The sequence below is a fragment of the Tepidimonas ignava genome (assembly GCF_004342625.1).
GTDB classification, from domain to species: Bacteria; Pseudomonadota; Gammaproteobacteria; order Burkholderiales; family Burkholderiaceae_C; genus Tepidimonas; species Tepidimonas ignava.
On record NZ_SMAH01000012.1, the window covers coordinates 72,557 to 96,419 of the forward strand.

The following is a 23,863-nucleotide window of genomic DNA, read 5'->3' on the forward strand; positions in this document are numbered from 1 at the left end:
CTGTATCACGCCGGTTGCGGATTGCGCAGCCGGATGTGCAGTTCGCGCAACTGTTTCTCGTCGACGGGGCTGGGCGCGTGCGTCAGCAAGCACTGCGCGCGCTGCGTCTTGGGGAACGCAATGACATCGCGGATCGACTCGGCGCCGGTCATCAGCGTGACCAAGCGGTCCAACCCGAACGCCAAGCCGCCGTGCGGCGGCGCGCCGTACTGCAGCGCGTCCAGCAGAAAACCAAACTTGGCGCGCGCTTCGTCTTCGCCGATGTTGAGCGCCGCAAACACCTTGCGCTGCACATCGGCGCGGTGGATACGCACCGAGCCGCCGCCCAGCTCCCAGCCGTTGAGCACCATGTCGTAGGCTTTGGCCAGGCAGGCGCCGGGGTCGGTGGCCATCAGGTCTTCGTGGCCGTCCTTGGGCGCGGTGAACGGGTGGTGCACCGCCACCCAGCGGCGCTCCTCCTCGTCGTATTCGAACATCGGGAAGTCCACCACCCACAACGGCGCCCAGCGGTCTTCGAACAAGCCGTTGGCCTTGCCAAAGGCGCTGTGGCCGATCTTGACGCGCAGCGCGCCGATGGCGTCGTTGACGACCTTGGCCTTGTCGGCGCCGAAAAACAGCAGGTCGCCGTCGCGCGCGCCGCTGCGCTGCAGCACCGCCTGCAAGGCAGCGTCGTGCAGGTTTTTGACGATCGGGGACTGCAGCCCGTCGCGGCCGGCCGCCAGGTCGTTGACCTTGATCCAGGCCAGGCCCTTGGCACCGTAAATCTTGACAAACTCGGTGTAGGCGTCGATTTCGCTGCGGCTCATCTGCGCGCCGCCCGGCACACGCAGCGCCACCACGCGGCCGCCAGGCATGTTGGCCGGCCCCGAGAAGACCTTGAACTCGACGTCCTTCATGACGTCGGTCAGCTCGGTGAATTCGAGCTTGACACGCAGGTCGGGCTTGTCCGAGCCGAAGCGCGCCATCGCCTCGGCGTAGGTCATGACCGGAAATTCGCCCAGATCGACGCCGATGGTGTTGGCAAACACCGTCTTGATCATGCCCTGGAACAGGTCGCGGATTTCCTGCTCCGTCATGAACGAGGTTTCGATGTCGATCTGCGTGAACTCGGGCTGGCGGTCGGCACGCAGGTCCTCGTCACGGAAACACTTGGTGATCTGGTAGTAGCGGTCAAAGCCCGCCACCATCAGCAACTGCTTGAACAGCTGCGGCGACTGCGGCAGGGCGTAAAACATGCCGTCGTGCACGCGGCTGGGCACCAGGTAGTCGCGCGCGCCTTCGGGCGTGCTGCGCGTCAACATCGGTGTCTCGATGTCGATGAAGCCGTGGGCGTCCAGGAAGCGGCGCGTCTCCATCGCCACACGGTAGCGCAGCATCAGGTTGCGCTGCATGTACGGGCGGCGCAGGTCCAGCACGCGGTGCGTCAGGCGCGTGGTTTCGGACAGGTTGTCGTCGTCGAGCTGGAACGGCGGCGTCACCGAGGGGTTGAGCACTTCGATCTCGTGGCACAACACCTCCACTTTGCCGCTGCGGATGGCGTCGTTGACGGTGCCCTCGGGGCGCGCGCGCACCACGCCGCGCACCTGGATGCAGTATTCGTTGCGCAGGTGCTCGGCGGTGGCGAACATTTGCGGCCGGTCGGGGTCGCACACCACCTGCACCGTGCCCTCGCGGTCACGCAGGTCGATGAAGATCACGCCGCCGTGGTCGCGCCGGCGGTTGACCCAGCCACACAGGGTGACGGGCTGGCCGATCAGCGCCTCGGTGACGGCGCCGCAGTAGTGGGAACGCATGGGCATGGAAACGGGCCTTCGAACGGTGGAAGCTTCAACCCTGGGCGGGTCCTGGGGCATGGGCATCGTCCACGCCGAGGCCAGGCTTGCGCCCCCCGGGCACGATGACGCCCATCGAAATCACGTAGGTCAGCGCCTCATCGACGCTCATGGTCAGTGGCACGACGTCGCGCCGGTGCACCATCACGAAGTAGCCGCCGGTCGGGTTGGGTGTGGTGGGCACGTACACGCTCAGGTAGTCCTGCGGCGGCAGGTGGCGCGCGACGTCGCCGCCGGGCGCGCCGGTCAGAAAGGCAATCGTCCACATGCCCTCGCGCGGCCACTGCACCAGCAGCGCTTGGCGAAACGCGTTGCCCTTTTCGGACAACAGCGTGTCCGACACCTGCTTGACGCCGGAATAGATCGAGCGCACCACCGGGATGCGCTGCAGCAGCGCGTGCCACCACGCCACCAGCTGGTTGCCGACGTAGTTGGACGCCAGCGCCCCGATGCCCAGCACGACGGCCAACGCAAACGCGACCCCCATGCCGGGCACGCGCACGCCCAGCCAACGCTCTGGCTGCCACGCTTCGGGCAGGATGTTGAGCGTTTGGTCCAGCGTGGACACCACCCAATCGAGCACCCACAGGGTGACGATCAGGGGCACCAGCACCAGCAGGCCGGACAGCAGCCAGCGGCGCAGCGCCGCTCCCAGGCGACCGCGCTCAGTGGCAGGCACAAGACGCTCCGCACGGGGTGGACGCCGCCCCGCTGTCGGCGGCGCTGGCGCTGGCCGACGACTCGGTGGCCGCAGCCGCGCCCGCGGCCGCACCGGCTTTGGCCGCGCCGGTGCCGTTGTTGCGGAAATCGGTCACGTACCACCCGGTGCCCTTGAGCTGGAAGCCGGCGGCGGTGAGCTGCTTGCGAAACGCCTCGGCGCCACAGGCTGGGCAGGTGGTCAAGGGCGCATCGCTGACTTTTTGCAAAACGTCCTTGGCGTGGCCACAGGACTCGCACTTGTACGCGTAAATAGGCATGGCTGTCCCTACAGTGTGTGGAGGTGGAAACGCTGCACAACGGTTTGCAAAACCCGCCATTATAGGTGGGGGCCTGATCACACCGCTTCAAGGGCGCTGTCGGCCAGGGGCTACCACAAGCGCACGCGCAGCCACCACTGCATCGCCATCAGCCCGGCCACAAAGCCAAACAAAACGTAAATCACCATCAGCAGCAGGCGTTGGGTGCGGCGTTGCTCGCGCACCAACTCCTGCAGCTGGGCACGCAGGTCGGTTGGGCGCTGCTGCAGGTAAGCGTGCACCAGGCGCGGCAGGTGCGGCAGCAGCTTGGCGTAGTGCGGGGCCTCGGCCTTGAGCTCGCGCCACAGCCGCCGCGGCCCCACCTGCTCGACCATCCAGCGCTCCAAAAACGGCTTGGCCGTGCTCCACAGGTCCAGCTCGGGGTCGAGCTGTCGGCCCAAGCCTTCGATGTTGAGCAGCGTTTTTTGCAGCAGCACCAGTTGCGGCTGGATTTCGACGTTGAAGCGGCGCGAGGTCTGGAACAGCCGCATCAGCACCATGCCCAGCGAAATGTCCTTCAGCGGCCGGTCGAAGTACGGCTCGCACACCGCGCGCACGGCGGCTTCCAGCTCGTCCACGCGGGTCTCGGGCGGCACCCAGCCGGACTCGATGTGCAGCTCGGCCACGCGCTTGTAGTCACGGCGGAAAAACGCGGTGAAGTTTTGCGCCAGGTACTCTTTGTCGTATTCGGTCAGCGTGCCGACGATGCCAAAGTCCAGCGAGATGTAGCGCCCAAACGTCTCGGGCGCGAGCGACACCTGGATGTTGCCCGGGTGCATGTCGGCGTGGAAAAAGCCGTCGCGAAACACCTGGGTGAAAAAAATCGTCACGCCGTCGCGGGCCAGCCGCTTGATGTCCACGCCCGCGGCGCGCAGCCGCTCGACCTGGCTGATCGGCACCCCGTGCATGCGCTGCATCACCAGCACGTCGCTGCGGCACCAGTCCCAGTACATTTCGGGGATCAGCACGAGGTCCAGCCCCTCCATGTTGCGGCGCAGCTGCGCGGCGTTGGCCGCCTCGCGCATCAGGTCCAGCTCGTCGTGCAGGTATTTGTCGAACTCGGCCACGACCTCGCGCGGCTTGAGCCGGCGGCCGTCGCGCGACAGCCGCTCGACCCAACCGGCCATCGTGCGCATCAGCGCCAGGTCTTTTTCAATCACCGGCAGCATGCCGGGGCGCAGCACCTTGACGGCAACCTCCCGTCCGTCGCGCAGCGTGGCAAAGTGGACCTGCGCGATCGAGGCGCTGGCCACCGGCTGGCGCTCGAAGTGGCTGAACACCGCCGCCAGCGGCTGGCCGAAAGCGCGTTCGATGGTGGCGATGGCCACCTCGGTCGGAAACGGCGGCACGCGGTCTTGCAGCTTGGCCAGCTCGTCGGCGATGTCGGGTGGCAACAGGTCGCGCCGCGTGGACAGCACCTGGCCGAATTTGACGAAAATGGGCCCCAGCCGCTCCAGCGCCTGGCGCAGCCGCTGGCCACGCGGCGCGGACAGATCGCGGCCCAGCGTGAGCACGCGGCGCAGCAACGCCAGCGCCGGGTGTTCGAAGTGCGACAGCACCAGCTCGTCCAGGCCGTAGCGCAGCAGCACCCAGACAATGAACCAGCCGCGCAACCAGCGCCTCATGCTGCGGCTCCACCGTCCGGCGTGGTGGTGGTCGCGCGCGGATCGGCCCCGCCGCGCGGCGCCGCACGCTCGGCCAACGCCCGGGCACGCGGCAGCAGTTGGGTGCGCAGCGCCTGCGCCAACCGGCGCCCCCACGTCACCAACGTGTGCGCCGCCGCATCCCCCACCAAGCGCGCCAGGTCGTCCTCCAGGTCCCAGCGCACGTGGTCGATCAGCCACGCCACCTCGGCCGCCAGTTGCACGTCACCCGCGATGGCCACGGCCGGTTTGTCCCCCTGCAGCGCGCGCTCGACCAGCGCCTTGGGGCCAGGCTCTTGCAGCGTCAGCGTTAGGTCAGGCGCGTCGTCGCGGTCGTCCAGGGCCAGCAGCCCCGCCGGCGTCACGCGCCAGCGCACGGTGGGCCCCAGCGGCAGCCACCCCGCCAGCGCCCCCAGCGCGACGTGGATGCGCTGACCGCTGTGCCGGCGCAGCCGCTGCATGGCCTCAGGCTCCTGCTGCAGCACGTGGTTGAGCAGCAACACCAGCCGGTTGGCCAGCTCGGCCTGCAACCACGCCGGCGGCGCGGGAGGGAGGGGCACACGCCAGCGCAGCGCGCCGGATGAAAAAAAAGAGGGCCGTTCCATGCCCCCTGGATTGTGCCGGAACGCGGCCGCGACGGGCGGGCCGCCGTCGCCACCAGCGTGTTACTGCAGCGCCTGCACCCCGGCCACCAGCCAGCCGGCACGCCCGTCCTTGGGCTTGGTGATGTTCCAGACCTCGCGAAACGGCGCCGGGCCCTCGGCGGGGTTTTCGCGAATCAGGCCCGAGAACTCGACGCTGGCCATGTACTCGTCGCCGCGGTCTTCAATGCCCAGCAACTGCGCGTCCAGCGCCACCACTTCGGTGACGTTGGGGCCACCGCCGTCGCGTTCGCGCTGGGCGAGCTGGGCCTGGATTTCGGCCAGCATCTCGTCGGTCATCAACGCACGCAGCGTGGCCACGTCACCGCGGTCCCAGGCCGCCTGCAGGCGCACGAAGTTGTCCTTCGAGGCCCGCACAAAGCCTTCGACGTCAAACCCGGGCGGAATGCTCCACGTGGCCGCGCCGGCGCCCAGCGCGGCGCCAATGCGCACGCCCGCCGCGGCCGGCTGCGCGGCGGTGTCAAACTGGCTTTGCTCCCACGGGCGGGCGGCCGCGTCGTTGCCGACGTGATGCGGCTGCACGACGCGCAGCGTGGCCGGCTGCCCCGGGGCAGCACCCGCCGTGGCCCACGCCGGGCGCGCCGCGGCACGCGGGCGGCGCAGCAGCGCCACCACGGCCAGCACCGCCACCACCAGCAGGCCCACCAGCAGCACCTGCGCAAACGCCTCGCCCAGCCCCAGCGCCGACGCCAGCCACGCCAGCCCCAAGCCCGCGGCCAACCCGCCCAGCATCGCGCCCCAGGGGCTGCGCGGCTTGGTGGCCGCAGCGGCCCCGGCGGCGCCCGCAGCCGGCGCGCTGGCCGCCGCGCCCTGGGGCTGCGCCGTGCCCGGCGCGGGGGTGGGCGACGCCGGCGCGGGGGCCGACTGACGCTGCACCACGTTGCTGGACTGTTTGCCAACCGACCCCCCGCCTCCCAGGCGTTTGGCCCACGATTCCCCCGACGACAGCGCCAGCGCCGCCACCAGCAACCAAGTCCCCATGCGCGCGTTCATTGCGTGTGCTCCATCGATGTCACGTTTTGATGCCCACGTGCAGCGCCACCACACCCGCCGTCAGGTTGTGCACGTCGACGTGGCCAAAACCCGCGTCGTGCATCATGCGGCGCAGCGTCTCCTGGTCGGGGTGCATGCGGATCGACTCGGCCAGGTAACGGTAGCTGGCTTCGTCCCCCGCCACCCAGCGGCCCAGGCGCGGCAGCACGTGAAAGCTGTACCAGTCGTAGGCTTTTTGCAGCGGGGGCGCGACCTTGGAAAACTCGAGCACCAGCAGCTTGCCGCCGACCCTAAGCACTCGATACATTTCCCGCAGCGCAAGTTCCTTGTGCGTCATGTTGCGCAGCCCAAAAGCCACCGTGACCAGGTCGAACGCGCCGTCCACAAACGGCAGCCGCTCGGCGTCGCACACCACCGTGGGCAGCGCCCAGCCACGGTCCAGCAGCCGATCACGCCCTTCGCGCAACATGGTTTCGTTGATGTCGGTGTGCACCACCAGGCCGCCGGGCTGCACGTTGGGGGCGATGGCCAGGTCGAGGTCGCCGGTGCCGCCAGCGATGTCCAGCACGCGCTGCCCGGGCTGCGGGTTGGCCACCATCACGGTGTAGGCCTTCCACCACCGGTGCAGGCCGGCCGACATCAGGTCGTTCATCAGGTCGTAGCGCGGCGCCACCGAGTCGAACACGGCGCGCACACGGCGCGCTTTGTCGCGCTCGTCCACGGTTTCAAAGCCGAAGTGGGTTTGGCTCATGACGTGGCTCCTGGCCGGGTGGTGCGTAGGGTGATGGTCAAGCGTGGTGGCCACAGCCGCCGCTGGGGGCGGCGGGCATGGGGGCGTCGCGGTCCAGGCCGGCTTCGCGCAAGCGCCGCTCGTAGTCGGCCCACAGCTCGTCTTGCCGGCTGCCCAGGAAGTACAGGTATGCCCACGTGTAGATGCCGCTGTCGTGCCCGTCGGAAAAGGTCGGCTGCACGGCGTAGTTGCCCACCGGGGCCAGCGCCACGATGTCGACGTCGCGCTTGCCGGTTTGCAGCACCTCCTGACCCGGGCCGTGGCCTTGCACTTCGGCCGAGGGCGAGTACACGCGCAGCAACTCAAAGGGGATGCGAAAGCAGGCGCCGTCGTCGAACGCGACTTCGAGCACGCGCGAGGCGCCGTGCACGGTGACGGCGGTGGGCTGGGGTGTGGGGGTGGTCATGCAAAACCTCCTTGGGGGGCCAGCGCGTGCAACGCCTGCACGATGGCGGCGTCGCACGCGGCGAGCTGGGCATGCAGCGCGGCCAAGCGCGGGGTGTCGACGGCGCGCTGTGGCGCGGCCCACACCGGCGCAGGGAAGCGGCTGTCCCAGTCGAAGCGCGCGATCACGTGCCAGTGCAGGTGCGGCACCACGTTGCCCAGCGCGGCCAGGTTGATTTTGGTCGGCGCCAGCGCCTGGCGCAAGCACCGCTCCACGGTGCTGACCAGGGCCATCGCGTGCGCCTGGGCGGCGGCGTCGAGGTCGGACCACTCCACCACGTGTCCCTGCGCGATGACGCGGTACCACGCGGGCGTGTCGCCCACCTCCGGCCCCAGCGCGCGCACCACGCGCCAGTGCGCGCCGCGCCACAGCAGCAGGCCGCCGTCGTCGTGGCACAGCGGGCACGTGCTCACACCAGCACCCGTTCGATGCCGCCGGCGTTGGCGCGCGCCACGTACTCGGGCAGCCAGTGGTCGCCCAGGATCTGGCGCGCGATCTCGACCACGATGTAGTCGGCCTCCAGCAGGCCGTTGTTGAGGTCCTCACCGTAGCGGGACAGGCCCTGCAGGCAGCTCGGGCATGACGTCAGGATCTTGGTGCGCCCGGGGGTGAGCGGCGTACCGTTGCGCTGCGCCAGCTCGGCCAACTGCTGCTCGTTCTTGCGCAGCTCTTGCTCTTTGCGGAAGCGCACCTGCGTCGAGACGTCCGGTCGGGTGACGGCCAGTGTACCCGACTCGCCGCAGCAGCGGTCGCTGGCCACGACGGTGTCGCCCACCAGCGCGCGCACGGTCTTGAGCGGGTCTTGCTGTTTCATCGGCGTGTGGCACGGGTCGTGGTACAGGTACGCCCCCTTGCCTTCGAGTTTGACGCCCTTTTCCAGCAGGTACTCGTGGATGTCGATGATGCGGCAGCCGGGGAAGATTTTGTCGAATTCGTAGTGCTGCAACTGGTCGTAGCAGGTGCCGCAGCTGACCACCACGGTTTTGATGTCGAGGTAGTTGAGCGTGTTGGCCACGCGGTGGAACAGCACGCGGTTGTCGGTGATGATTTTGTCGGCCTTGTCGTACTGGCCCGAGCCGCGCTGCGGGTAGCCACAGCACAGGTAGCCCGGCGGCAGCACCGTTTGCACGCCGACGTGCCACAGCATGGCCTGGGTGGCGAGCCCCACCTGGCTGAACAGGCGCTCCGAGCCGCAGCCGGGGAAGTAAAACACCGCTTCGGCGTCGGCGCTGGTGCGCTGCGGGTCGCGGATGATGGGCACGTAGGCCTTGTCCTCGATGTCCAGCAGCGCGCGCGCGGTCTTGGTGGGCAGGTTGCCCGGCATTTTTTTGTTGACGAAGTGGATCACCTGCTCCTTGATCGGGGCGGCCCCCACGGTGGCCGGCGGGGCGCTGGTCTGGCGCCGCGCCAGGCCCTTGAGCAGGTCGTGCGCCGCGCGCTGGGCACGGTAGCCCACGTCCACCATCAGCGTGCGCATGGCCTTGATGGTCTGCGGCTGCGTGGCGTTGAGGAACGCCATCGCCAGCGCATTGCCCGGGCGCCACGATTTTTGCCCCATCTTGCGCAGCAAGTTGCGCATGTTCATCGACACGTCGCCAAAGTCGATGTTGACCGGGCAGGGGTTGAGGCACTTGTGGCACACGGTGCAGTGGTCGGCCACGTCCTCGAACTCGCGCCAGTGCTGCACGCTGATGCCGCGGCGCGTTTGCTCCTCGTACAAAAAGGCTTCGATCAGCAGGCTGGTGGCCAGGATCTTGTTGCGCGGGCTGTACAGCAGGTTGGCGCGCGGCACGTGCGTAGAGCACACCGGCTTGCACTTGCCGCAGCGCAGGCAATCCTTGACGCTGTCGGCGATGGAGCCGATGTCGCTTTGCTGCATGATGAGCGACTCGTAGCCCATCAGGCCAAAGCTCGGGGTGTAGGCTTGGCTGAGGTCGGCTGCGCGTGCCTCGCCCACCGGCTGGCGCAGCAGCTTGCCGCGGTTGAAGTGCCCGTGCGGGTCGACCTTGGCCTTGTAGGCGGCAAACGGGGTCAGCTCCTCGTCGGTGAGGTACTGCAGCTTGGTGATGCCGATGCCGTGCTCGCCCGAAATCACGCCGCCCAGGCTGCGCGCCAGCGCCATCACGCGGTCCACCGCCTCGTGCGCGGTGCGCAGCATGTCGTAGTCGTCGCTGTTGACGGGGATGTTGGTGTGCACGTTGCCGTCGCCGGCGTGCATGTGCAGCGCGATCCACACACGCCCTTTGAGCACGCGCTGGTGGACGGCGTCGCACTCGGCCAGCAGCGGCGCGAACGCCGCGCCGGTGAACAGGTCGCGCAGCGGCCGCCGCAGTTGCATCTTCCAACTGGCGCGCCAGGTGTGGTCCTGCAGCAACTCGAACACGGTGCGGGTCTCGCCCGGCGCGGGCGCGTCCAGCCCGTCGAGCCACGCCTGCCACTGCGCGCGCACCTCGCGCACCAGCGCCAGCGCCTGCTGGCGGCGCTGCTCGACCAGCTCGGGCGGCGGCGCCTCGGTGCGGTCTTCCACCTTGCCCAGCGGCAACGCGGGGCGCGCCAGCAAAGCTTCGAGCTCGTCGCACAGGCGGATTTTGTTGCGCAGGCTCAGCTCGATGTTGATGCGCTCGATGCCCAGCGTGTACTCGCCCATGCGCTCCAGCGGGATCACCACGTCTTCGTTGATCTTGAAGGCGTTGGTGTGGCGGCTGATGGCGGCGGTGCGCTTGCGGTCGGCCCAGAATTTTTTGCGCGCTTCAGGGCTGACCGCGACAAACCCTTCGCCGGCGCGGGCGTTGGCCAGGCGCACCACCTCGCTGGCGGCGCGCGCCACCGCGTCGGGGTCATCGCCGACGATGTCGCCGATCAGCACCATCTTGGGCAGGGTGCCGCGCTTGCTCTTGGTGGTGTAGCCCACCGCCTTGAGGTAGCGGTCGTCCAGGTGCTCCAGCCCGGCCAAAATCGCCCCACCCCGGCGGGCCTCGTCGAACATGTGGTTTTTGATTTCGACGATCGCCGGCACCGCGTCCTTGGGGTTGCCAAAAAACTCCAGGCACACCGTGCGCGTGTGCGCCGGCATGCGGTGCACGACCCAGCGCGCGCTGGTGATGATGCCGTCGCAACCCTCTTTTTGCACGCCGGGCAGGCCGCTGAGAAATTTGTCGGTGACATCCTTGCCCAACCCGGCCTTGCGAAACGCCGCGCCGGGGATGTCGAGCCGCTCGGTGCGCAGCAGCGTTTTGCCGTCGGCGGCGTAATACGCCAGCTCGAAGCTGGCCACCTCGGCGTCGTGGATCTTGCCCAGGTTGTGGTTCAGGCGCGTGACCTCCAGCCATTCGGCCGCCGGGGTGACCATGCGCCAACTCAGCAGGTTGTCCAACGCCGTGCCCCACAGCACGGCCTTTTTGCCGCCGGCGTTCATCGCGATGTTGCCGCCCACACACGACGCCTCGGCGCTGGTGGGGTCGACGGCGAACACGTACCCCGCGCGCTCGGCGGCGTCGGCCACACGCTGCGTCACCACGCCGGCTTCGGTCCAGACCGTGGGCACCGGCTGGGTGTGCCCCGGGATAGGCGCCAGCGTCACCTCCGACATGGCCTCGAGCTTTTCGGTGTTGATGACGGCGCTTTTCCACGTCAGCGGCACGGCGCCGCCCGTGTAGCCGGTGCCGCCGCCGCGCGGGATGATCGTCAGGCCCAGCTCGATGCAACCCTGCACCAGGCCCAGGATTTCGGCCTCGCTGTCGGGCGTGAGCACCACAAACGGGTACTCGACGCGCCAGTCGGTGGCGTCGGTGACGTGGCTGACGCGGCTGAGGCCGTCGAAGCGGATGTTGTCCTTGTGCGTGTGGCGCTTGAGCACGCGCAGCGCACGCCGCCGCAGCGCCGCCACTTCGTCAAAGTGCGCGGCGAAGCTGCGCACCGCCTGCTGCGCCAGCGCCAGCAGCTCGCCCACCAGCACGTCGCGCTGGGGGTCCTCGTGCGGACGGCGGCGGCGCTCGATCTCGCGCAGGCGGTGGTGCAGCGCGTCGATCAGCGCCGCGCGGCGCTTGGGGTTGGCCAGCAGGTCATCCTGCAGGTAGGGGTTGCGCTGCACCACCCAGATGTCGCCCAGCACCTCGTACAGCATGCGTGCCGAGCGGCCGGTGGCGCGCTCGCTGCGCAACTGCTGCAGCACGTCCCAGGCCCGCTCGCCCAACAGGCGGATGACGATTTCCCGGTCGGAAAACGACGTGTAGTTGTACGGGATCTCGCGCAGGCGCGGGGCGTGGGGTTCGGCGTCGAGCAAGGCGTGCAGGGGCGTCGGAGCGTTCATGGCGTCAGCGAAGGGCGCGGACGGCGTCGCGGTGGGCGACGGACACCGCCGGGGGACGACGATGTTACCGCAGCGCAGCACAGACGCCGCGCCACCCCACCCGGTACCCCTGCCAACGTAGCGTCCATTGCGCGCCCGTCGCGCGCGAACCGGCCCGGGGCCGCGGCCCGCGCGGTCAACGCCCCGCGCGCCAGGCCGCCACCGACCCCAGCACCCCCACCAGCGCCGCGTAGGTGACGATGCGTCCGTCGGCCCCAGTAAGCACGAGTCCGGCCACCAGCACCGCGCTGCCCGGCAGCGCCAGCCACAGGACGTGCCGCCCCCAGCGCCGCCACCCTGGGGCGCTGCCCCCGTGTCCGCGCAGCGTCAGCGCGGTGGCCAGCAACGCCGCCATGCCCCACGCGGGGGCCACCAGGGCGACGAGGTGTGCAGCAAGCGTCCAAGCGTCCACGAGGGGGCGGATTTTATAATTTGCGCCTTATGGCAGTCTGGGCGCTCGGCATCAACCACCAAACAGCCCCGCTCGATGTGCGCGGGCGCTTTGCCTTTGCGCTGGACCAGCTACCCGAAGCGCTGCGGCAGGTGCGCGCGGCGCTGCGCCGCCCGGCCGAAGCCACGCTGCTGTCCACCTGCAACCGCACCGAGTTGTACTGCGCCGCCGACGAGCCTTTGGTCGAGCCCGCCGCCCGATGGCTGGCCGACGTCGGCGGCCTCAGCCCCGACGGGCTGCTGCGCCACGCCTACGTGCTGCAAGACGATGCGGCGGCGCGCCACGCGTTTCGTGTGGCGGCGGGGCTGGACAGCATGGTGCTGGGTGAGCCCCAGATCCTGGGCCAGCTCAAGGACGCGGTGCGCGTGGCCGACCAAGTCGGCGCCCTGGGCGCCACGCTGCACCAGATGTTCCAGCGTTCGTTTGCCGTGGCCAAGCAGGTGCGCACCAGCACCGACATCGGTGCGCACTCCATCAGCATGGCCGCCGCGGCCGTGCGTCTGTGCGGGCAGCTGTTCGAGGACCTGCGCGACATCCGTGTGCTGTTCGTCGGCGCGGGTGAAATGATCGAGCTGACCGCGACGCACTTCGCCGCCCGCCAGCCGCGCGCGATGGCGATCGCCAACCGCACGCTGGAGCGCGGCGAAAAACTTGCGGCGCGCTTCGGCGCCGAGGCGCTGCGCCTGGCCGACCTGCCCGCGCGCCTGCACGAATTCGACGCCGTGGTCAGTTGCACCGCCAGCACCTTGCCCATCATCGGGTTAGGGCTGGTGGAAAGCGCGCTCAAGCGCCGCCGCCACCGCCCGATGTTCATGGTCGACCTGGCCGTGCCGCGTGACATCGAAGCCGAGGTCAAGGCGCTGGACGACGTCTACCTCTACACCGTGGACGACCTGGCCGCCGTCGTCCAGGCCGGCAAAGACCAGCGCCAGGCCGCGGTGGCGCAGGCCGAAGCGATCATCGACGCCGGGGTGCAAAGCTTCATGCACTGGCTGCGCCAGCGCGACCCGGCGCACGGGGTGGTGCCGCTGATCCGTGACCTGCACGCGCAGGCCCAGGCGTGGCAGGAGGCCGAGCTGGCCCGTGCGCGCCGCCTGCTGGCCAAAGGCGCCAGCCCCGACGAAGCCTTGCAAGCGCTGGCGCGGGGGCTGACGCACAAACTGCTGCACGGCGCGCTGGCCGAGCTGCACAGCGGCGACGAGGCCGCGCGCCAGCACACCGCCGAGATGGTGGCGCGGCTGTTCCTGCGCGGCCGCCGCCCGCACGGCAGCGGGGTCGACGGCGCGCCATGAAGGCCTTCGTGCGCCACACCCTGGAGCAGCGCCGTCTGCGGCTGCACGAGCTCGACGCGCAACTGGCCGCACCCGACGTCGTGGCCGACATGGCGCGGTTTCGGCAACTGTCGCGCGAGCACGCCGAGCTCGACGCGCTGGTTCAGCCGTACCAGCGCTACCTGCAGCGCGAGGCCGACTGGCGCGCCGCGCTGCAACTGCACGACGAAGCCATCGCCAGCGGCGACGCCGCGATGGCGGCGCTGGCGCATGACGAAGCGCAAGCCGCCCAGGCCGATTTGCAGCGCCTGGAAGCCGAGTTGACCACCCTGCTGCTGCCGCGCGACCCCGACGACGCGCGGCCCGCGTTCGTCGAAATCCGCGCCGGCACCGGCGGCGAAGAAGCGGCGCTGTTCGCCGCCGACCTGGCGCGCATGTACACCCGCTACGCCGAACGACAGGGTTGGCGCGTCGAGGTCATCAGCGCCTCGCCCAGCGACCTGGGCGGCTACAAGGAGCTGGTGCTGCGCATCGTGGGCGATGGCGCCTACGGGCGGCTGCGTTTCGAATCCGGCGGCCACCGTGTGCAGCGCGTGCCGGTCACCGAAGCGCAGGGGCGCATCCACACCAGCGCCTGCACCGTGGCGGTGCTGCCCGAGCCCGACGAGGAGCAGGCCATCGCGCTGGATCCGTCGGAGCTGCGCATCGACACCTTCCGCGCCAGCGGCGCGGGTGGCCAGCACGTCAACCGCACCGATTCGGCCGTGCGCATCACCCACCTGCCCACGGGCCTGGTGGCCGAGTGCCAAGACGACCGCAGCCAGCACCGCAACCGCGCCAAGGCCATGCAGGTGCTGCAGGCGCGGCTGCAGGAGCGCCAGCGGCGCGAGCGCGAAGCGCGCGAAGCGGCCACGCGCAAAAGCCTCATCGGCAGCGGCGACCGCAGCGACCGCATCCGCACCTACAACTTTCCGCAAAGCCGCGTCACCGACCACCGCATCAACCTGACGCTGCACAAGCTGGCCGCGGTGCTCGATGGCGAACTTGACGAGCTGATCCACGGCCTGCAACTGGCGCGCGGCGCCGAGCAGATGGCCGAGCTGGAAGCGCAGGCCACGCTGGCATGAGCACCGACGCGGCGCCCGATCAGGTCGACGCCGCCCTGCGGTGGGCGCAGCAGCAAGGGCTCGACCACCTGGCGGCGCAATGGCTGCTGCTGCACGCGCTGGGGCGCGGCCTGCACGAACGCGCCTGGCTGCTGGCGCACCCCGACGCGCCCTTGGCGCCTGAGCAGGCGGCGCGGTTCGCGCACCTGTGCCAGCAGCACCGCGCCGGGCTGCCGCTGGCCTACCTGGTGGGCGAACGCGGTTTTTACGGCCTGACGCTGCAGGTGGACGCGCGCGTGCTCGACCCCCGCCCGGACACCGAAACCCTGGTCGATTGGGCGCTGGCGCTGCTGCCCACGGACGCGCCCGCGCAGGTGCTGGACCTGGGCACCGGCAGCGGCGCCGTCGCGCTGGCCATTCAAGCCCAGCGGCCGCGCGCGCAGGTGTGGGCCGTGGACGCCAGCGCGGACGCGCTGGCGGTGGCGGCCGCCAACGGCGCGCGCCTGGGCCTGCCGGTGCACTGGCTGCACGGCGACTGGTGGCACGGCTGGCGGCCTTACCCGGCCGAGGCGACGGCGCCGGCGCCGCCCGCGCGCTTTGACCTGGTGGTCAGCAACCCGCCCTACCTGCGTGACGACGACCCGCACCTGGACGCGCTGCGCCACGAGCCGCGGCAGGCGCTGGCGGCCGGCCCCGACGGGCTGGCGGCGCTGCGCACCATCGTGGCGGGGGCCCCGGCGCGTCTGGCCCCGGGCGGCTGGTTGCTGCTCGAACACGGCTGGGACCAGGCCCCTGCGGTGGCCGCGCTGCTGCGCATGCACCGTTTTGGTGCCGTGCAGCACCGCCATGACCTGGCCGGCCACGTGCGCTGCACGGGCGCGCCCTGGCCGGGCTGACCCCACCACCGCCACGGCGCGCGCGGCGGCGGGATAATGGCATCATCGACAACCGTACGCGACCCTGGAGCGCACACCATGAGCGACGTTCAACAACGCATCGACCAACTCGTCAAAGGGCACGACATCGTGCTGTTCATGAAAGGCACCGCCAGCTTCCCGATGTGCGGCTTTTCGGGCCGCGCGGTGCAAATCCTCAAAGCCTGCGGTGTGGACCCCAAAACCATCGTCACCGTCAACGTGTTGGACGACCCCGACATCCGCCAGGGCATCAAGGAGTACAGCAACTGGCCCACGATCCCGCAGCTGTACATCCGCGGCGAGTTCATCGGCGGCTCCGACATCATGATGGAGATGTACGAAAGCGGCGAACTGCAAAAGCTGCTCAGCGGTCAAACCGCCTGAGGCGGGCGCTGCGGCCGACGCCACACCGCGGGTTGGACCCGATGGATCGTCCGGCACGGTGCTTGCTTCAATGGACACCACAGCGTGTGGTTTTCGTGAGGAGAGCATCATGTCCAACGCCAGCGTGCCCACCGTCGCGCCTGCGCGCGGACTGCCGATCGCGCGCGTGCGCGACATCTTCAACCCCGACGACGTGCAACAGCGCCTGCAGCGGCTGCGGGCCCAGGGCCACGAGCGCGAGCAGGCCACCCTGTGCCAGACCTACGAGCGCATGCTGGAACGCGGCCCGCAGCGCTTCGCGGTCAAACCCTCGGGCGTGCCGGACATGGCCGCCCTGTACGAACAACTGCCCAACTTCCGCGCGGTGCTGGACGACATCAAGCGCCACGTGGCGCTGGCGCAGGCCAGCGCCGACAGCCTGGAAGTTACCCCGATCCTGCTGCTGGGGCCGCCCGGGGTGGGCAAAACGCACTTCGCGCAACAACTGGCCGAGCTGCTGGCCACGACGATGACGCTGGTGCCGATGAGCTCGATGACCGCAGGCTGGTTGCTGTCGGGCTCGTCGTCGCAGTGGAAAGGCGCCAAGCCCGGCAAGGTGTTCGAAGCGCTGGTCGAGGGTGACTTTGCCAACCCCGTCATCGTTGTCGATGAAATCGACAAGGCCAGCGACGCCGCCCAGTACGATCCGCTGGGCGCGCTGTACAGCCTGCTGGAGCCGCAGACCGCGCAGCGCTTCGTGGACGAATTCGCCGAGGTGCCGATCGACGCCAGCCAGGTGATCTGGATCACCACCGCCAACGACGAGCGTGCGATCCCGGAGCCGATCCTCAACCGCATGAACGTGTTCGAGATCGCCCCGCCCACGCGCGACGAAGCGCGCACCATCGCGCGCTTGTTGTACCTGCGGCTGCGCGCCGCGCACGACTGGGGGCGGTTGTTCGTCGACGAACCGGGCGACGATGTGCTCGACGTGCTGGCCACGCTGGCGCCGCGGGAGATGCGGCGTGCGCTGATGACGGCCTTTGGCAACGCCCGCTTGGATGGCCGCGACCACCTGCTGCCCGCCGACCTGCCCACCACGGGGTCAAGCAAGCCCCGCCTCGGCTTTTTGGCCTGACGCGCACGGCCCCGCCGCGGGCGTGGCGCGACACGCGGCGACGGCCACCGCTCAGCCCAACAGCCAGCGCCGCCGCGCCGCCAGCACGGCGTTGGGGTAAGCGGCCTGGCCGCGGCTGCCGTTGTAGCGGCCCAGCGCCAGGAACAGGTCGCCGCCCTCACGGTCCAGGTAGTGGCGCAGGATGACGCAACCGTAGCGCAGGTTGGTCTGCAGGTGAAACAGCTTGTCCGGGTCGCCGTCGCCGATCAGCCGGGTCCAAAACGGCATCACCTGCATGTAGCCGCGCGCGCCCGCGCGCGACATCGCCCAGCGCCGAAAGCCGCTTTCCACCTCGATCAGCCCCAACACCAGGGCCGTGTCCAGCCCGGCGCGGCGGCTCTCGTACCACACGGTCTGCAAAAAGTCCAGGCGCGCGCGCAGCTCGGGCTTGCGCCGCCGCAAGCGCCAGCTTGCCTCGGTCAACCAGCGCACGTAGCGCGCGCGCTCCTCCGCGCTGGCAAAGCTGGGCTCCGGCGGGTCGAGCTGCTCGACCGCGGCCCGCAGCGCGTGGCGCACGGCGTCGGCCAGCGGCTCCTCGACCTGGGCGCCGGCCCACGCAGGCGCAGGCCCGCAGCCCCAGCCGCCAGCGACGGCCAGCGCCCCCACGCGCATCAGCGCGGCGCGGCGTGTGCACCCCGGCGTGGCTGGCACGCCCATGGCGCATCAGGCCTGGATGCGGGCCCGCACCCAGTCCGCCGCCTGCGCCAAGGGCACCGGCGTGGGCGCGGTGTCGCGCCGGTGCTGGTACTCCACCACGCCGTCCTTGAGGCCACGCTCGCCCAGCGTCAGGCGGTGCGGCACCCCGATCAGCTCCCAGTCGGCGAACATCGCGCCCGGGCGCTCGCCGCGGTCGTCCAGGATCACGTCGACGCCGGCCTGCAGCAGCTGCTGGTACAACCCATGCGCCGCTTCGCGCACGGCGGCGCTGCGGTCCATGCCAATGGGACAGATGACCACCGTGAAGGGGGCGATGGCGTCGGGCCAGATGATGCCGCGCTCGTCGTGGTTCTGCTCAATCGCCGCGGCGGGCAGCCGCGTGATGCCGATGCCGTAGCAGCCCATCTCGAACGGCTTGGGTTTGCCGTCCTCGTCCAGGAAGGTGGCGTTCATCGCGCGGCTGTATTTGGTGCCGAGGTAAAACACGTGGCCCACCTCGATGCCGCGCTCGATCGCCAGCACCCCCTTGCCGTCGGGCGACAGATCGCCCGCAACGACGTTGCGGATATCGGCCACCAGGTCGGGCTCGGGCAGGTCGCGCCCCCAGTTGACGCCGGTCAGGTGGTGGTCCACTTCGTTGGCGCCGCAAATCCAGTCGGCCATCACGGCCACGTCGCGGTCGGCCACCACCGTCACCGGCTTGCGCGTGCCCACCGGCCCCAGGTAGCCTGGCTTGCAGCCAAAGTGCTCGATGATTTCGGCCTCGGTGGCGAAGCGCCAGCCCAGCGCCAGGCCGGGCAGCTTGCCCACCTTGACCTCGTTCATGTCGTGGTCGCCGCGCAGCAGCAGCAGCCAAAGGCGGGTGGCCACAACCTCGTCGCGTTCGTTGACCTCGTCGGTGGCCAGCACGATCGACTTGACCGTGCGCTGCAGCGGCACGCCCAGCCACTCGGCCACCTGGGCGCAGGTGCTGCGCCCCGGCGTTGGCGTGCGCGTCAGGGACTGCGTGGGGGCCGGACGCGGCCCCTGTGGCGCCAGCGCTTCGGCCTTTTCGAGGTTGGCAGCGTAGTCGCTCGTGGGGCAGTAGACGATGGCGTCCTCGCCGGTGGCGGCGATGACCTGGAACTCCTCGCTGAGGTCGCCGCCGATGGCGCCGCTGTCGGCCGCCACCGCACGGTAGCGCAGCCCAAAGCGGTCGAAGATGCGCCGGTACGCCTGCGCCATGATGGCGTAGCTGCGCTGCGCGCCTTCGGCGTCGCGGTCGAAGCTGTAGGCGTCCTTCATGATGAATTCGCGCCCGCGCATCAGCCCGAAGCGCGGGCGGCGCTCGTCGCGGAACTTGGTCTGGATTTGGTAAAAGTTCTTCGGTAGCTGCTTGTAGCTGCGCAGCTCCTGGCGGGCGATGTCGGTGACCACCTCCTCGCTGGTGGGCTGGATGACAAAGTCGCGCTCGTGCCGGTCCTTGATGCGCAGCAGCTCCGGGCCCATCTTGGCAAAGCGCCCGGTCTCCTGCCACAGCTCGGCCGGCTGCACGATCGGCATCGTCAGCTCGATGGCGCCGGCGCGGTCCATCTCCTCGCGCACGATGCGCTCGACCTTGCGGATGACGCGCAGGCCCATCGGCATGTAGGTGTAGATGCCGGCCGACAGCTTTTTGATCATGCCGGCGCGCATCATCAGCTTGTGGCTGACCACTTCGGCGTCGGCCGGGGCTTCCTTGAGGGTGGCGATGTGGAACTGGGAGGCTTTCATATCGACAGGGATGCGACCCGCGTTGCATAATCGGGTCAGTTTTTCAAGATTGGGGTTGATTATGCTTGACAGAGACGGCTACCGGCCGAATGTCGGCATCATCCTGCTCAACCACCGCAACCAGGTGTTCTGGGGCAAGCGCATCCGCACCCACTCGTGGCAGTTTCCGCAAGGGGGCATCGACCGCGGTGAGACGCCCGAGCAGGCCATGTACCGCGAGCTGCACGAGGAGATCGGCCTCAAGCCCGAACACGTGGAGGTGCTGGCACGCACGCGCGACTGGCTGCGCTACGAGGTGCCCGACCGCTACATCCGGCGCGACGCCCGCGGGCACTACAAGGGGCAAAAGCAGATTTGGTTTTTGTTGCGCCTGGTGGGCGGGGACTGGAACCTGAACCTGCGCGCCACCGACCACCCTGAGTTCGACGCCTGGCGCTGGCACGACTACTGGGTGCCGCTGGACATGGTCATCGAGTTCAAGCGCGACGTGTACCTGCGTGCGCTGCAGGAGCTGGCGGCCTACCTCCCACCGCTGCCCGGGCGGCCCGACGAGCGCAACGGTCGTGGCGGCAACCGCTTTTTGCGTCGCACGCGTCCGCCAGCCGGCGGCGGGCGCGAGGCGCCACGCCCCACCCGCCCGCTGCCGCCGCAGCTGGGCTTGCCCACCCACGCGGAGCTGCCCCCCGGCGCCAGCCGCGCGGCCCCCCCGGGTGCGGTGCTGCGGCCCGGGGCCAAACCCGGACCCACCACCGACTGACGATGCAACGCCTTCGACGTACGCTGAACGTGGCGCTGCTGGCCGCGGGGCTGCTGAGCACCCCGGCGGTCCATGCGCAATGGCTGACCGACCCCAACCGCGACTGGCGCGAAGCCGAGGCCCCGCCGCCGCCCGGGTGGCGCGCCGAGCGCCTGGTGCCGTTTGTGCCGTCGGTGCACAGCGAGCTGCGCTTTGGCGTTGACGCCGACAGCGTCACGCTGGGACCTGACGGCGTGATCCGCTACGTCATCGTGGCGCACAGCGCCAGCGGCGCCGTCAACGCCTGGTACGAGGGCCTGCGCTGCGCCACCGGCCAAGTCAAAACCTACGCGCACTGGAACCCGGGGCCGCCCGGGCAGTGGCAACCGCACCCCAACCCGACGTGGCGCAACCTGGGCGGCGAGTTCGCCTCGCGCCCGGCGGTGGCGCTGGCGCGTGGTGGCTTTTGCGACGGCGCCACCCCCAACGGGCGGCCGGCCGACATGGTGCGCGCGCTGCGCCAACACCGCACGCTGGACCGCTGAGCGCGCGCGGGCGCGCGGCCAAGGCCGCCGCACCGCGGGCCGCCCGGCGCGGCCGGCGCACCCGCGCTCAGCGCGCGGTGACGACCAGGTTGTCGCGGTGGATCATTTCGGGCTCGGCGGCGTAACCCAGCAGCCGCTCGATCTCCGCCGACGGCCGGCGACACAACAGCCGCGCCTCGGCCGCGGCGTAGTTGGCCAGCCCGCGCGCGATCTCGCGCCCATCGGGCGCGCGCACCGCGATCACGTCACCGCGCTGGAAGTCGCCGTCCACCGCCGTCATGCCGATCGGCAACAGGCTCTTGCCCTCGTGCAGCAGCTTGGCCACGGCGCCCGCGTCCACCGTGACGGCGCCGCGCAGCTGCAGGTGGTCGGCCATCCACTGTTTGCGCGCCTGCTGCTTGGTGTTGTCGGCCACCAGGCAGGTGCCGATCGCTTCGCCCGCCACCAAACGCGGCAGCACGTCGGGCTCACGGCCCCACGCGATGACGGTGGACGCGCCCGAGCCGGCCGCGCGCTTGGCGGCCAGGATTTTGGTGATCATGCCGCCGGTGCCCACGCGGCTGCCCGCGCCACCGGCCATCGACTCCAGCGCCGGGTCGCCCGCGCGCGCCACGTGCACGAAGGCGGCATCCGGCTGCTTGCGCGGGTCGGCCGTGTACAGCCCGCGCTGGTCGGTCAGGATCACCAGCAGGTCGGCTTCGATCAGGTTGGCCACCAGCGCGCCCAACGTGTCGTTGTCACCGAACTTGATTTCGTCGTTGACGACGGTGTCGTTTTCGTTGATGACCGGCACCACACCGTGCGCCAGCAGCGTCAGCAGCGTCGAGCGCGCGTTGAGGTAGCGCTCGCGGTCGGCCAGGTCGGCGTGCGTCAGCAGCACCTGGGCGCTGCCCAGGCCCTGCTGGCGCAGCTTGGTTTCCCACATCTGCGCCAGGCCCATCTGCCCGACGGCGGCGGCGGCCTGCAGCTCGTGCAGCTCTTTGGGTCGGCTGGGCCAGCCCAGGCGCTTCATGCCCTCGGCGATGGCGCCGCTGGACACCATCACCACCTCGCGGCCGCTGCGCGCCAGCACGCCCAGCTGCCGTGCCCATTGGCCGATGGCGCTTTCGTCGAGCCCACGGCCCTCGTTGGTGACCAGGCTGGAGCCGACCTTGACAACGATGCGCCGCGCGGCCGTCAGCACCTGCGCCGGGGTACGGTGGGGCAGGCTCAACCCGGTGGCGGTGTCGTGCGTGGCGTCGCTGGCGGTGCGCGTGGCGGTCGTCATGGCGCTGGATTATCGGTCACGGCGTCCCGGCCCGCGCGCCGCCGTGGTGGCCGGCGCCGCGTCGGGGTCCACGTCCGGCGCCGAAGCCTGGGCGAACCGCGGGTCGGGCGCGGCCGGCTGCTCGGCGGCGCGCTGGGCCGCCAGCCACTGCATCACGTCGCGCATCAGGGGCTCCAGCCCTTCGCGCGTCAGCGCCGACACCGCGTACACCGGTCCCTTGAAACGCAGGCGGCGCACCACGTCGCGCACGCGCGCCTCGCGCTGCTCAGGCGGCACCATGTCGAGCTTGTTGAGCACCAGCCAGCGCGGCTTGGCCGCCAGCGCCGGGTCGTATTTTTTCAGCTCGGCCACGATCGCGCGCACCTGCGCCACCGGGTCCACGCTGTCGTCGAACGGCGCCATGTCCACCAGGTGCAGCAACAGGCGCGTGCGCTGCAGATGGCGCAAAAAATGATGCCCCAGCCCGGCGCCTTCGGCCGCGCCCTCGATCAGGCCCGGCACGTCGGCGATGACAAAACTTTGCTGCGGGCCCACGCGCACCACGCCCAGGTTGGGGTGCAAGGTCGTAAACGGGTAATCGGCGATCTTGGGCCGCGCGTTGGACACCGCGGCGATCAGGGTCGATTTGCCCGCGTTGGGCATGCCCAGCAGCCCCACGTCGGCCAGCACTTTGAGCTCCAGGTGCAGGCGGCGGCGCTCGCCGGGCTTGCCCATCGTGCGCTGGCGCGGGGCGCGGTTGGTGGAGCTTTTGAAGTGCAGGTTGCCCAGCCCCCCGTCGCCCCCCTTGGCCAGCAGCAGGCGTTGCCCGGGCGCCAGCAGCTCGCCCACCAGCTCGCCGGTGTCGGCATCGCGGATGATGGTGCCCACCGGCATGCGCAGCACCACGTCGGCGCCCTTGGCCCCGTACTGGTCGCTGCCGCGGCCGTGCTCGCCGCGTTGCGCTTCGTGGCGACGCGCGTAGCGGAAGTCCACCAGCGTGTTCAGGTTGGGGTCGGCTTCGGCCCACACGTGGCCGCCGCGGCCGCCGTCGCCGCCGTCAGGGCCGCCGAACTCTTTGAATTTCTCGTGGCGGAACGACGCACAGCCGTTGCCACCGTCGCCCGCGGCGACGTCGATCCAGGCCTCATCGACAAACTTCATGGCGGCTCCTTGGCGCGGGGTATGGCCGCGCGCCCAACGCGCTGTCGCGCAACGACAAAGGCCCGCACGCGGCGGGCCCTTGCACCAGGGTGTCGAGGGGGCGCGTCAGGCCGCCGCGACGACGTTGACCACCTTGCGGTTGAGCGGACCCTTGACGTCGAACTCGACTTTGCCCGCCACCGTGGCGTAGATGGTGTGGTCACGGCCGATGCCCGTGCCCACGCCGGGATGGAACTTGGTGCCACGCTGGCGCACGATGATCGCGCCCGCGCTCACTTCCTGGCCGCCAAACACCTTGACGCCCAGCATCTTGGGCTTGGAATCACGCCCGTTGCGCGTGGAGCCGCCGCCTTTTTTCTGTGCCATGGTGGGTCACCTCGTCAGACGTTGATCGAGCTGACTTCCAGCTCGGTGTAGTTTTGCCGATGGCCTTGGCGCTTTTGGTAGTGCTTGCGCCGGCGCAGCTTGAAGATGCGGACCTTGGGGCCGCGCCCGTGCGCCACCACCTTGGCCGTGACCGTCGCGCCGCTGACCAAGGGGGTGCCCACCCGGATGTCGGCGCCGTTGCCAACGGCCAACACCTGGTCGATCACGATCTCTTGGCCTACGTCCGCAGCGATCTGTTCTACCTTGATTTTTTCGCCGGCAGCGACGCGATACTGCTTGCCACCGGTTTTTATGACCGCGTACATAGGGTTCCTCTTTGCATGCTTGCAAGGGCTGGCGTGCAGCCCGACATTGGCGTGATGCTC

General features: G+C 69.9%; 24 protein-coding genes. 7 read left to right on the plus strand and 17 right to left on the minus strand.

Annotated elements, in window-relative coordinates:
• Positions 1–5: 5 nt before the first annotated feature.
• From aspS to EDC36_RS09990, 11 genes are all read right to left on the minus strand, one after another.
• Positions 6–1,799, minus strand: a complete 1,794-nt coding sequence (aspS, locus tag EDC36_RS09940; protein WP_132963106.1) for an aspartate--tRNA ligase — start codon at positions 1,797–1,799, stop codon at positions 6–8.
• A 28-nt stretch (positions 1,800–1,827) separates the two neighbouring features.
• Positions 1,828–2,511, minus strand: coding sequence for a DUF502 domain-containing protein (locus EDC36_RS09945; RefSeq protein ID WP_243646552.1), 684 nt, complete (start codon positions 2,509–2,511; stop codon positions 1,828–1,830).
• Positions 2,498–2,809 carry an FmdB family zinc ribbon protein gene (locus EDC36_RS09950; protein WP_132963107.1) on the minus strand — a complete coding sequence of 104 codons (312 nt, stop codon included), beginning with the start codon at positions 2,807–2,809 and terminating at the stop codon, positions 2,498–2,500. The genes EDC36_RS09945 and EDC36_RS09950 overlap by 14 nt, the downstream gene beginning before the upstream one ends.
• 110 nt (positions 2,810–2,919) lie before the next feature.
• Positions 2,920–4,473 carry a ubiquinone biosynthesis regulatory protein kinase UbiB gene (gene ubiB, locus EDC36_RS09955; RefSeq protein WP_132963108.1) on the minus strand — a complete coding sequence of 518 codons (1,554 nt, stop codon included), beginning with the start codon at positions 4,471–4,473 and terminating at the stop codon, positions 2,920–2,922.
• Positions 4,470–5,096, minus strand: coding sequence for an SCP2 sterol-binding domain-containing protein (locus EDC36_RS09960; protein WP_132963109.1), 627 nt, complete (start codon positions 5,094–5,096; stop codon positions 4,470–4,472). The genes ubiB and EDC36_RS09960 overlap by 4 nt, the downstream gene beginning before the upstream one ends.
• Before the next feature lie 60 nt (positions 5,097–5,156).
• Positions 5,157–6,146 carry a Tim44 domain-containing protein gene (locus EDC36_RS09965; protein ID WP_243646553.1) on the minus strand — a complete coding sequence of 330 codons (990 nt, stop codon included), beginning with the start codon at positions 6,144–6,146 and terminating at the stop codon, positions 5,157–5,159.
• Positions 6,147–6,165: 19 nt separating this feature from the next.
• Positions 6,166–6,897 (minus strand): class I SAM-dependent methyltransferase, encoded by a 732-nt coding sequence (locus EDC36_RS09970; RefSeq protein ID WP_132963110.1) that lies wholly within the window; start codon positions 6,895–6,897, stop codon positions 6,166–6,168.
• Between the two features lie 37 nt (positions 6,898–6,934).
• Positions 6,935–7,342 (minus strand): gamma-butyrobetaine hydroxylase family protein, encoded by a 408-nt coding sequence (locus tag EDC36_RS09975; protein ID WP_132963111.1) that lies wholly within the window; start codon positions 7,340–7,342, stop codon positions 6,935–6,937.
• A complete protein-coding gene (locus EDC36_RS09980) occupies positions 7,339–7,794 on the minus strand; it encodes an HIT family protein (RefSeq protein WP_132963112.1) in 456 nt (151 codons plus the stop codon). The genes EDC36_RS09975 and EDC36_RS09980 overlap by 4 nt, the downstream gene beginning before the upstream one ends.
• Entirely contained in the window at positions 7,791–11,690 is a 3,900-nt protein-coding gene (locus tag EDC36_RS09985) for a DUF3683 domain-containing protein (RefSeq protein WP_132963113.1), read from the minus strand. Before EDC36_RS09985 ends, EDC36_RS09980 begins: the two co-directional genes overlap by 4 nt.
• Positions 11,691–11,865: 175 nt before the next feature.
• Positions 11,866–12,141 (minus strand): hypothetical protein, encoded by a 276-nt coding sequence (locus EDC36_RS09990; protein WP_243646554.1) that lies wholly within the window; start codon positions 12,139–12,141, stop codon positions 11,866–11,868.
• A gap of 29 nt (positions 12,142–12,170) precedes the next feature.
• On the opposite strand from EDC36_RS09990, the gene hemA reads away from it, so the two are divergent.
• The 5 genes from hemA (at position 12,171) to EDC36_RS10015 (ending at position 16,975) form a co-directional block, all read left to right on the plus strand.
• Positions 12,171–13,472 (plus strand): glutamyl-tRNA reductase, encoded by a 1,302-nt coding sequence (gene hemA / locus EDC36_RS09995; RefSeq protein ID WP_132963114.1) that lies wholly within the window; start codon positions 12,171–12,173, stop codon positions 13,470–13,472.
• Positions 13,469–14,578, plus strand: a complete 1,110-nt coding sequence (prfA, locus tag EDC36_RS10000) for a peptide chain release factor 1 (protein ID WP_132963115.1) — start codon at positions 13,469–13,471, stop codon at positions 14,576–14,578. The genes hemA and prfA overlap by 4 nt, the downstream gene beginning before the upstream one ends.
• Positions 14,575–15,453, plus strand: a complete 879-nt coding sequence (prmC, locus tag EDC36_RS10005) for a peptide chain release factor N(5)-glutamine methyltransferase (protein WP_132963116.1) — start codon at positions 14,575–14,577, stop codon at positions 15,451–15,453. The genes prfA and prmC overlap by 4 nt, the downstream gene beginning before the upstream one ends.
• Positions 15,454–15,531: 78 nt before the next feature.
• Positions 15,532–15,858: a Grx4 family monothiol glutaredoxin gene (gene grxD / locus EDC36_RS10010; protein ID WP_132963117.1), complete on the plus strand. Its 327-nt coding sequence runs from the start codon at positions 15,532–15,534 to the stop codon at positions 15,856–15,858.
• 109 nt (positions 15,859–15,967) lie between these two features.
• Positions 15,968–16,975 carry an AAA family ATPase gene (locus tag EDC36_RS10015; protein WP_132963118.1) on the plus strand — a complete coding sequence of 336 codons (1,008 nt, stop codon included), beginning with the start codon at positions 15,968–15,970 and terminating at the stop codon, positions 16,973–16,975.
• A 51-nt stretch (positions 16,976–17,026) separates the two neighbouring features.
• On the opposite strand, the gene EDC36_RS10020 is transcribed toward EDC36_RS10015, so the two are convergent.
• Complete coding sequence (locus tag EDC36_RS10020) at positions 17,027–17,671, minus strand: lytic transglycosylase domain-containing protein (protein WP_165902851.1); 645 nt, start codon at positions 17,669–17,671, stop codon at positions 17,027–17,029.
• A gap of 6 nt (positions 17,672–17,677) precedes the next feature.
• Complete coding sequence (locus EDC36_RS10025; RefSeq protein ID WP_132963119.1) at positions 17,678–19,423, minus strand: proline--tRNA ligase; 1,746 nt, start codon at positions 19,421–19,423, stop codon at positions 17,678–17,680.
• A 61-nt stretch (positions 19,424–19,484) separates the two neighbouring features.
• Here EDC36_RS10025 and EDC36_RS10030 point away from each other — a divergent pair, with 61 nt between their 5' ends.
• Positions 19,485–20,180, plus strand: coding sequence for an RNA pyrophosphohydrolase (locus tag EDC36_RS10030; protein WP_132963120.1), 696 nt, complete (start codon positions 19,485–19,487; stop codon positions 20,178–20,180).
• 2 nt (positions 20,181–20,182) lie between these two features.
• Positions 20,183–20,704 carry a CNP1-like family protein gene (locus EDC36_RS13395; RefSeq protein WP_132963121.1) on the plus strand — a complete coding sequence of 174 codons (522 nt, stop codon included), beginning with the start codon at positions 20,183–20,185 and terminating at the stop codon, positions 20,702–20,704.
• A gap of 67 nt (positions 20,705–20,771) precedes the next feature.
• Here EDC36_RS13395 and proB read toward each other — a convergent pair whose 3' ends face one another.
• The 4 genes from proB to rplU all read right to left on the minus strand — a co-directional run bounded on the left by proB (position 20,772) and on the right by rplU (position 23,803).
• Positions 20,772–21,971, minus strand: coding sequence for a glutamate 5-kinase (proB, locus tag EDC36_RS10040; RefSeq protein ID WP_132963122.1), 1,200 nt, complete (start codon positions 21,969–21,971; stop codon positions 20,772–20,774).
• A 9-nt stretch (positions 21,972–21,980) separates the two neighbouring features.
• Positions 21,981–23,111 carry an Obg family GTPase CgtA gene (cgtA, locus tag EDC36_RS10045; RefSeq protein WP_132963123.1) on the minus strand — a complete coding sequence of 377 codons (1,131 nt, stop codon included), beginning with the start codon at positions 23,109–23,111 and terminating at the stop codon, positions 21,981–21,983.
• Positions 23,112–23,216: 105 nt separating this feature from the next.
• A complete protein-coding gene (gene rpmA, locus EDC36_RS10050; RefSeq protein WP_132963124.1) occupies positions 23,217–23,477 on the minus strand; it encodes a 50S ribosomal protein L27 in 261 nt (86 codons plus the stop codon).
• Between the two features lie 14 nt (positions 23,478–23,491).
• Positions 23,492–23,803: a 50S ribosomal protein L21 gene (gene rplU / locus EDC36_RS10055; protein WP_132963125.1), complete on the minus strand. Its 312-nt coding sequence runs from the start codon at positions 23,801–23,803 to the stop codon at positions 23,492–23,494.
• Between the last annotated feature and the right edge of the window lie 60 nt (positions 23,804–23,863).

What these genes read in the sequence shown, in the direction of transcription:
- cgtA (WP_132963123.1), bottom strand. Translation starts at nt 23,111, where the DNA reads ATGAAGTTTGTCGATGAGGCCTGGATCGACGTCGCCGCGGGCGACGGT.
- EDC36_RS10025 (WP_132963119.1), bottom strand. Translation starts at nt 19,423, where the DNA reads ATGAAAGCCTCCCAGTTCCACATCGCCACCCTCAAGGAAGCCCCGGCC.
- EDC36_RS13395 (WP_132963121.1), top strand. Translation starts at nt 20,183, where the DNA reads ATGCAACGCCTTCGACGTACGCTGAACGTGGCGCTGCTGGCCGCGGGG.
- EDC36_RS09985 (WP_132963113.1), bottom strand. Translation starts at nt 11,690, where the DNA reads ATGAACGCTCCGACGCCCCTGCACGCCTTGCTCGACGCCGAACCCCAC.
- EDC36_RS09965 (WP_243646553.1), bottom strand. Translation starts at nt 6,146, where the DNA reads ATGAACGCGCGCATGGGGACTTGGTTGCTGGTGGCGGCGCTGGCGCTG.
- ubiB (WP_132963108.1), bottom strand. Translation starts at nt 4,473, where the DNA reads ATGAGGCGCTGGTTGCGCGGCTGGTTCATTGTCTGGGTGCTGCTGCGC.
- aspS (WP_132963106.1), bottom strand. Translation starts at nt 1,799, where the DNA reads ATGCCCATGCGTTCCCACTACTGCGGCGCCGTCACCGAGGCGCTGATC.
- EDC36_RS09975 (WP_132963111.1), bottom strand. Translation starts at nt 7,342, where the DNA reads ATGACCACCCCCACACCCCAGCCCACCGCCGTCACCGTGCACGGCGCC.
- rplU (WP_132963125.1), bottom strand. Translation starts at nt 23,803, where the DNA reads ATGTACGCGGTCATAAAAACCGGTGGCAAGCAGTATCGCGTCGCTGCC.
- EDC36_RS09970 (WP_132963110.1), bottom strand. Translation starts at nt 6,897, where the DNA reads ATGAGCCAAACCCACTTCGGCTTTGAAACCGTGGACGAGCGCGACAAA.
- EDC36_RS10015 (WP_132963118.1), top strand. Translation starts at nt 15,968, where the DNA reads ATGTCCAACGCCAGCGTGCCCACCGTCGCGCCTGCGCGCGGACTGCCG.
- prmC (WP_132963116.1), top strand. Translation starts at nt 14,575, where the DNA reads ATGAGCACCGACGCGGCGCCCGATCAGGTCGACGCCGCCCTGCGGTGG.
- rpmA (WP_132963124.1), bottom strand. Translation starts at nt 23,477, where the DNA reads ATGGCACAGAAAAAAGGCGGCGGCTCCACGCGCAACGGGCGTGATTCC.
- prfA (WP_132963115.1), top strand. Translation starts at nt 13,469, where the DNA reads ATGAAGGCCTTCGTGCGCCACACCCTGGAGCAGCGCCGTCTGCGGCTG.
- EDC36_RS10030 (WP_132963120.1), top strand. Translation starts at nt 19,485, where the DNA reads ATGCTTGACAGAGACGGCTACCGGCCGAATGTCGGCATCATCCTGCTC.
- proB (WP_132963122.1), bottom strand. Translation starts at nt 21,971, where the DNA reads ATGACGACCGCCACGCGCACCGCCAGCGACGCCACGCACGACACCGCC.
- EDC36_RS10020 (WP_165902851.1), bottom strand. Translation starts at nt 17,671, where the DNA reads ATGGGCGTGCCAGCCACGCCGGGGTGCACACGCCGCGCCGCGCTGATG.
- grxD (WP_132963117.1), top strand. Translation starts at nt 15,532, where the DNA reads ATGAGCGACGTTCAACAACGCATCGACCAACTCGTCAAAGGGCACGAC.
- EDC36_RS09950 (WP_132963107.1), bottom strand. Translation starts at nt 2,809, where the DNA reads ATGCCTATTTACGCGTACAAGTGCGAGTCCTGTGGCCACGCCAAGGAC.
- EDC36_RS09960 (WP_132963109.1), bottom strand. Translation starts at nt 5,096, where the DNA reads ATGGAACGGCCCTCTTTTTTTTCATCCGGCGCGCTGCGCTGGCGTGTG.
- hemA (WP_132963114.1), top strand. Translation starts at nt 12,171, where the DNA reads ATGGCAGTCTGGGCGCTCGGCATCAACCACCAAACAGCCCCGCTCGAT.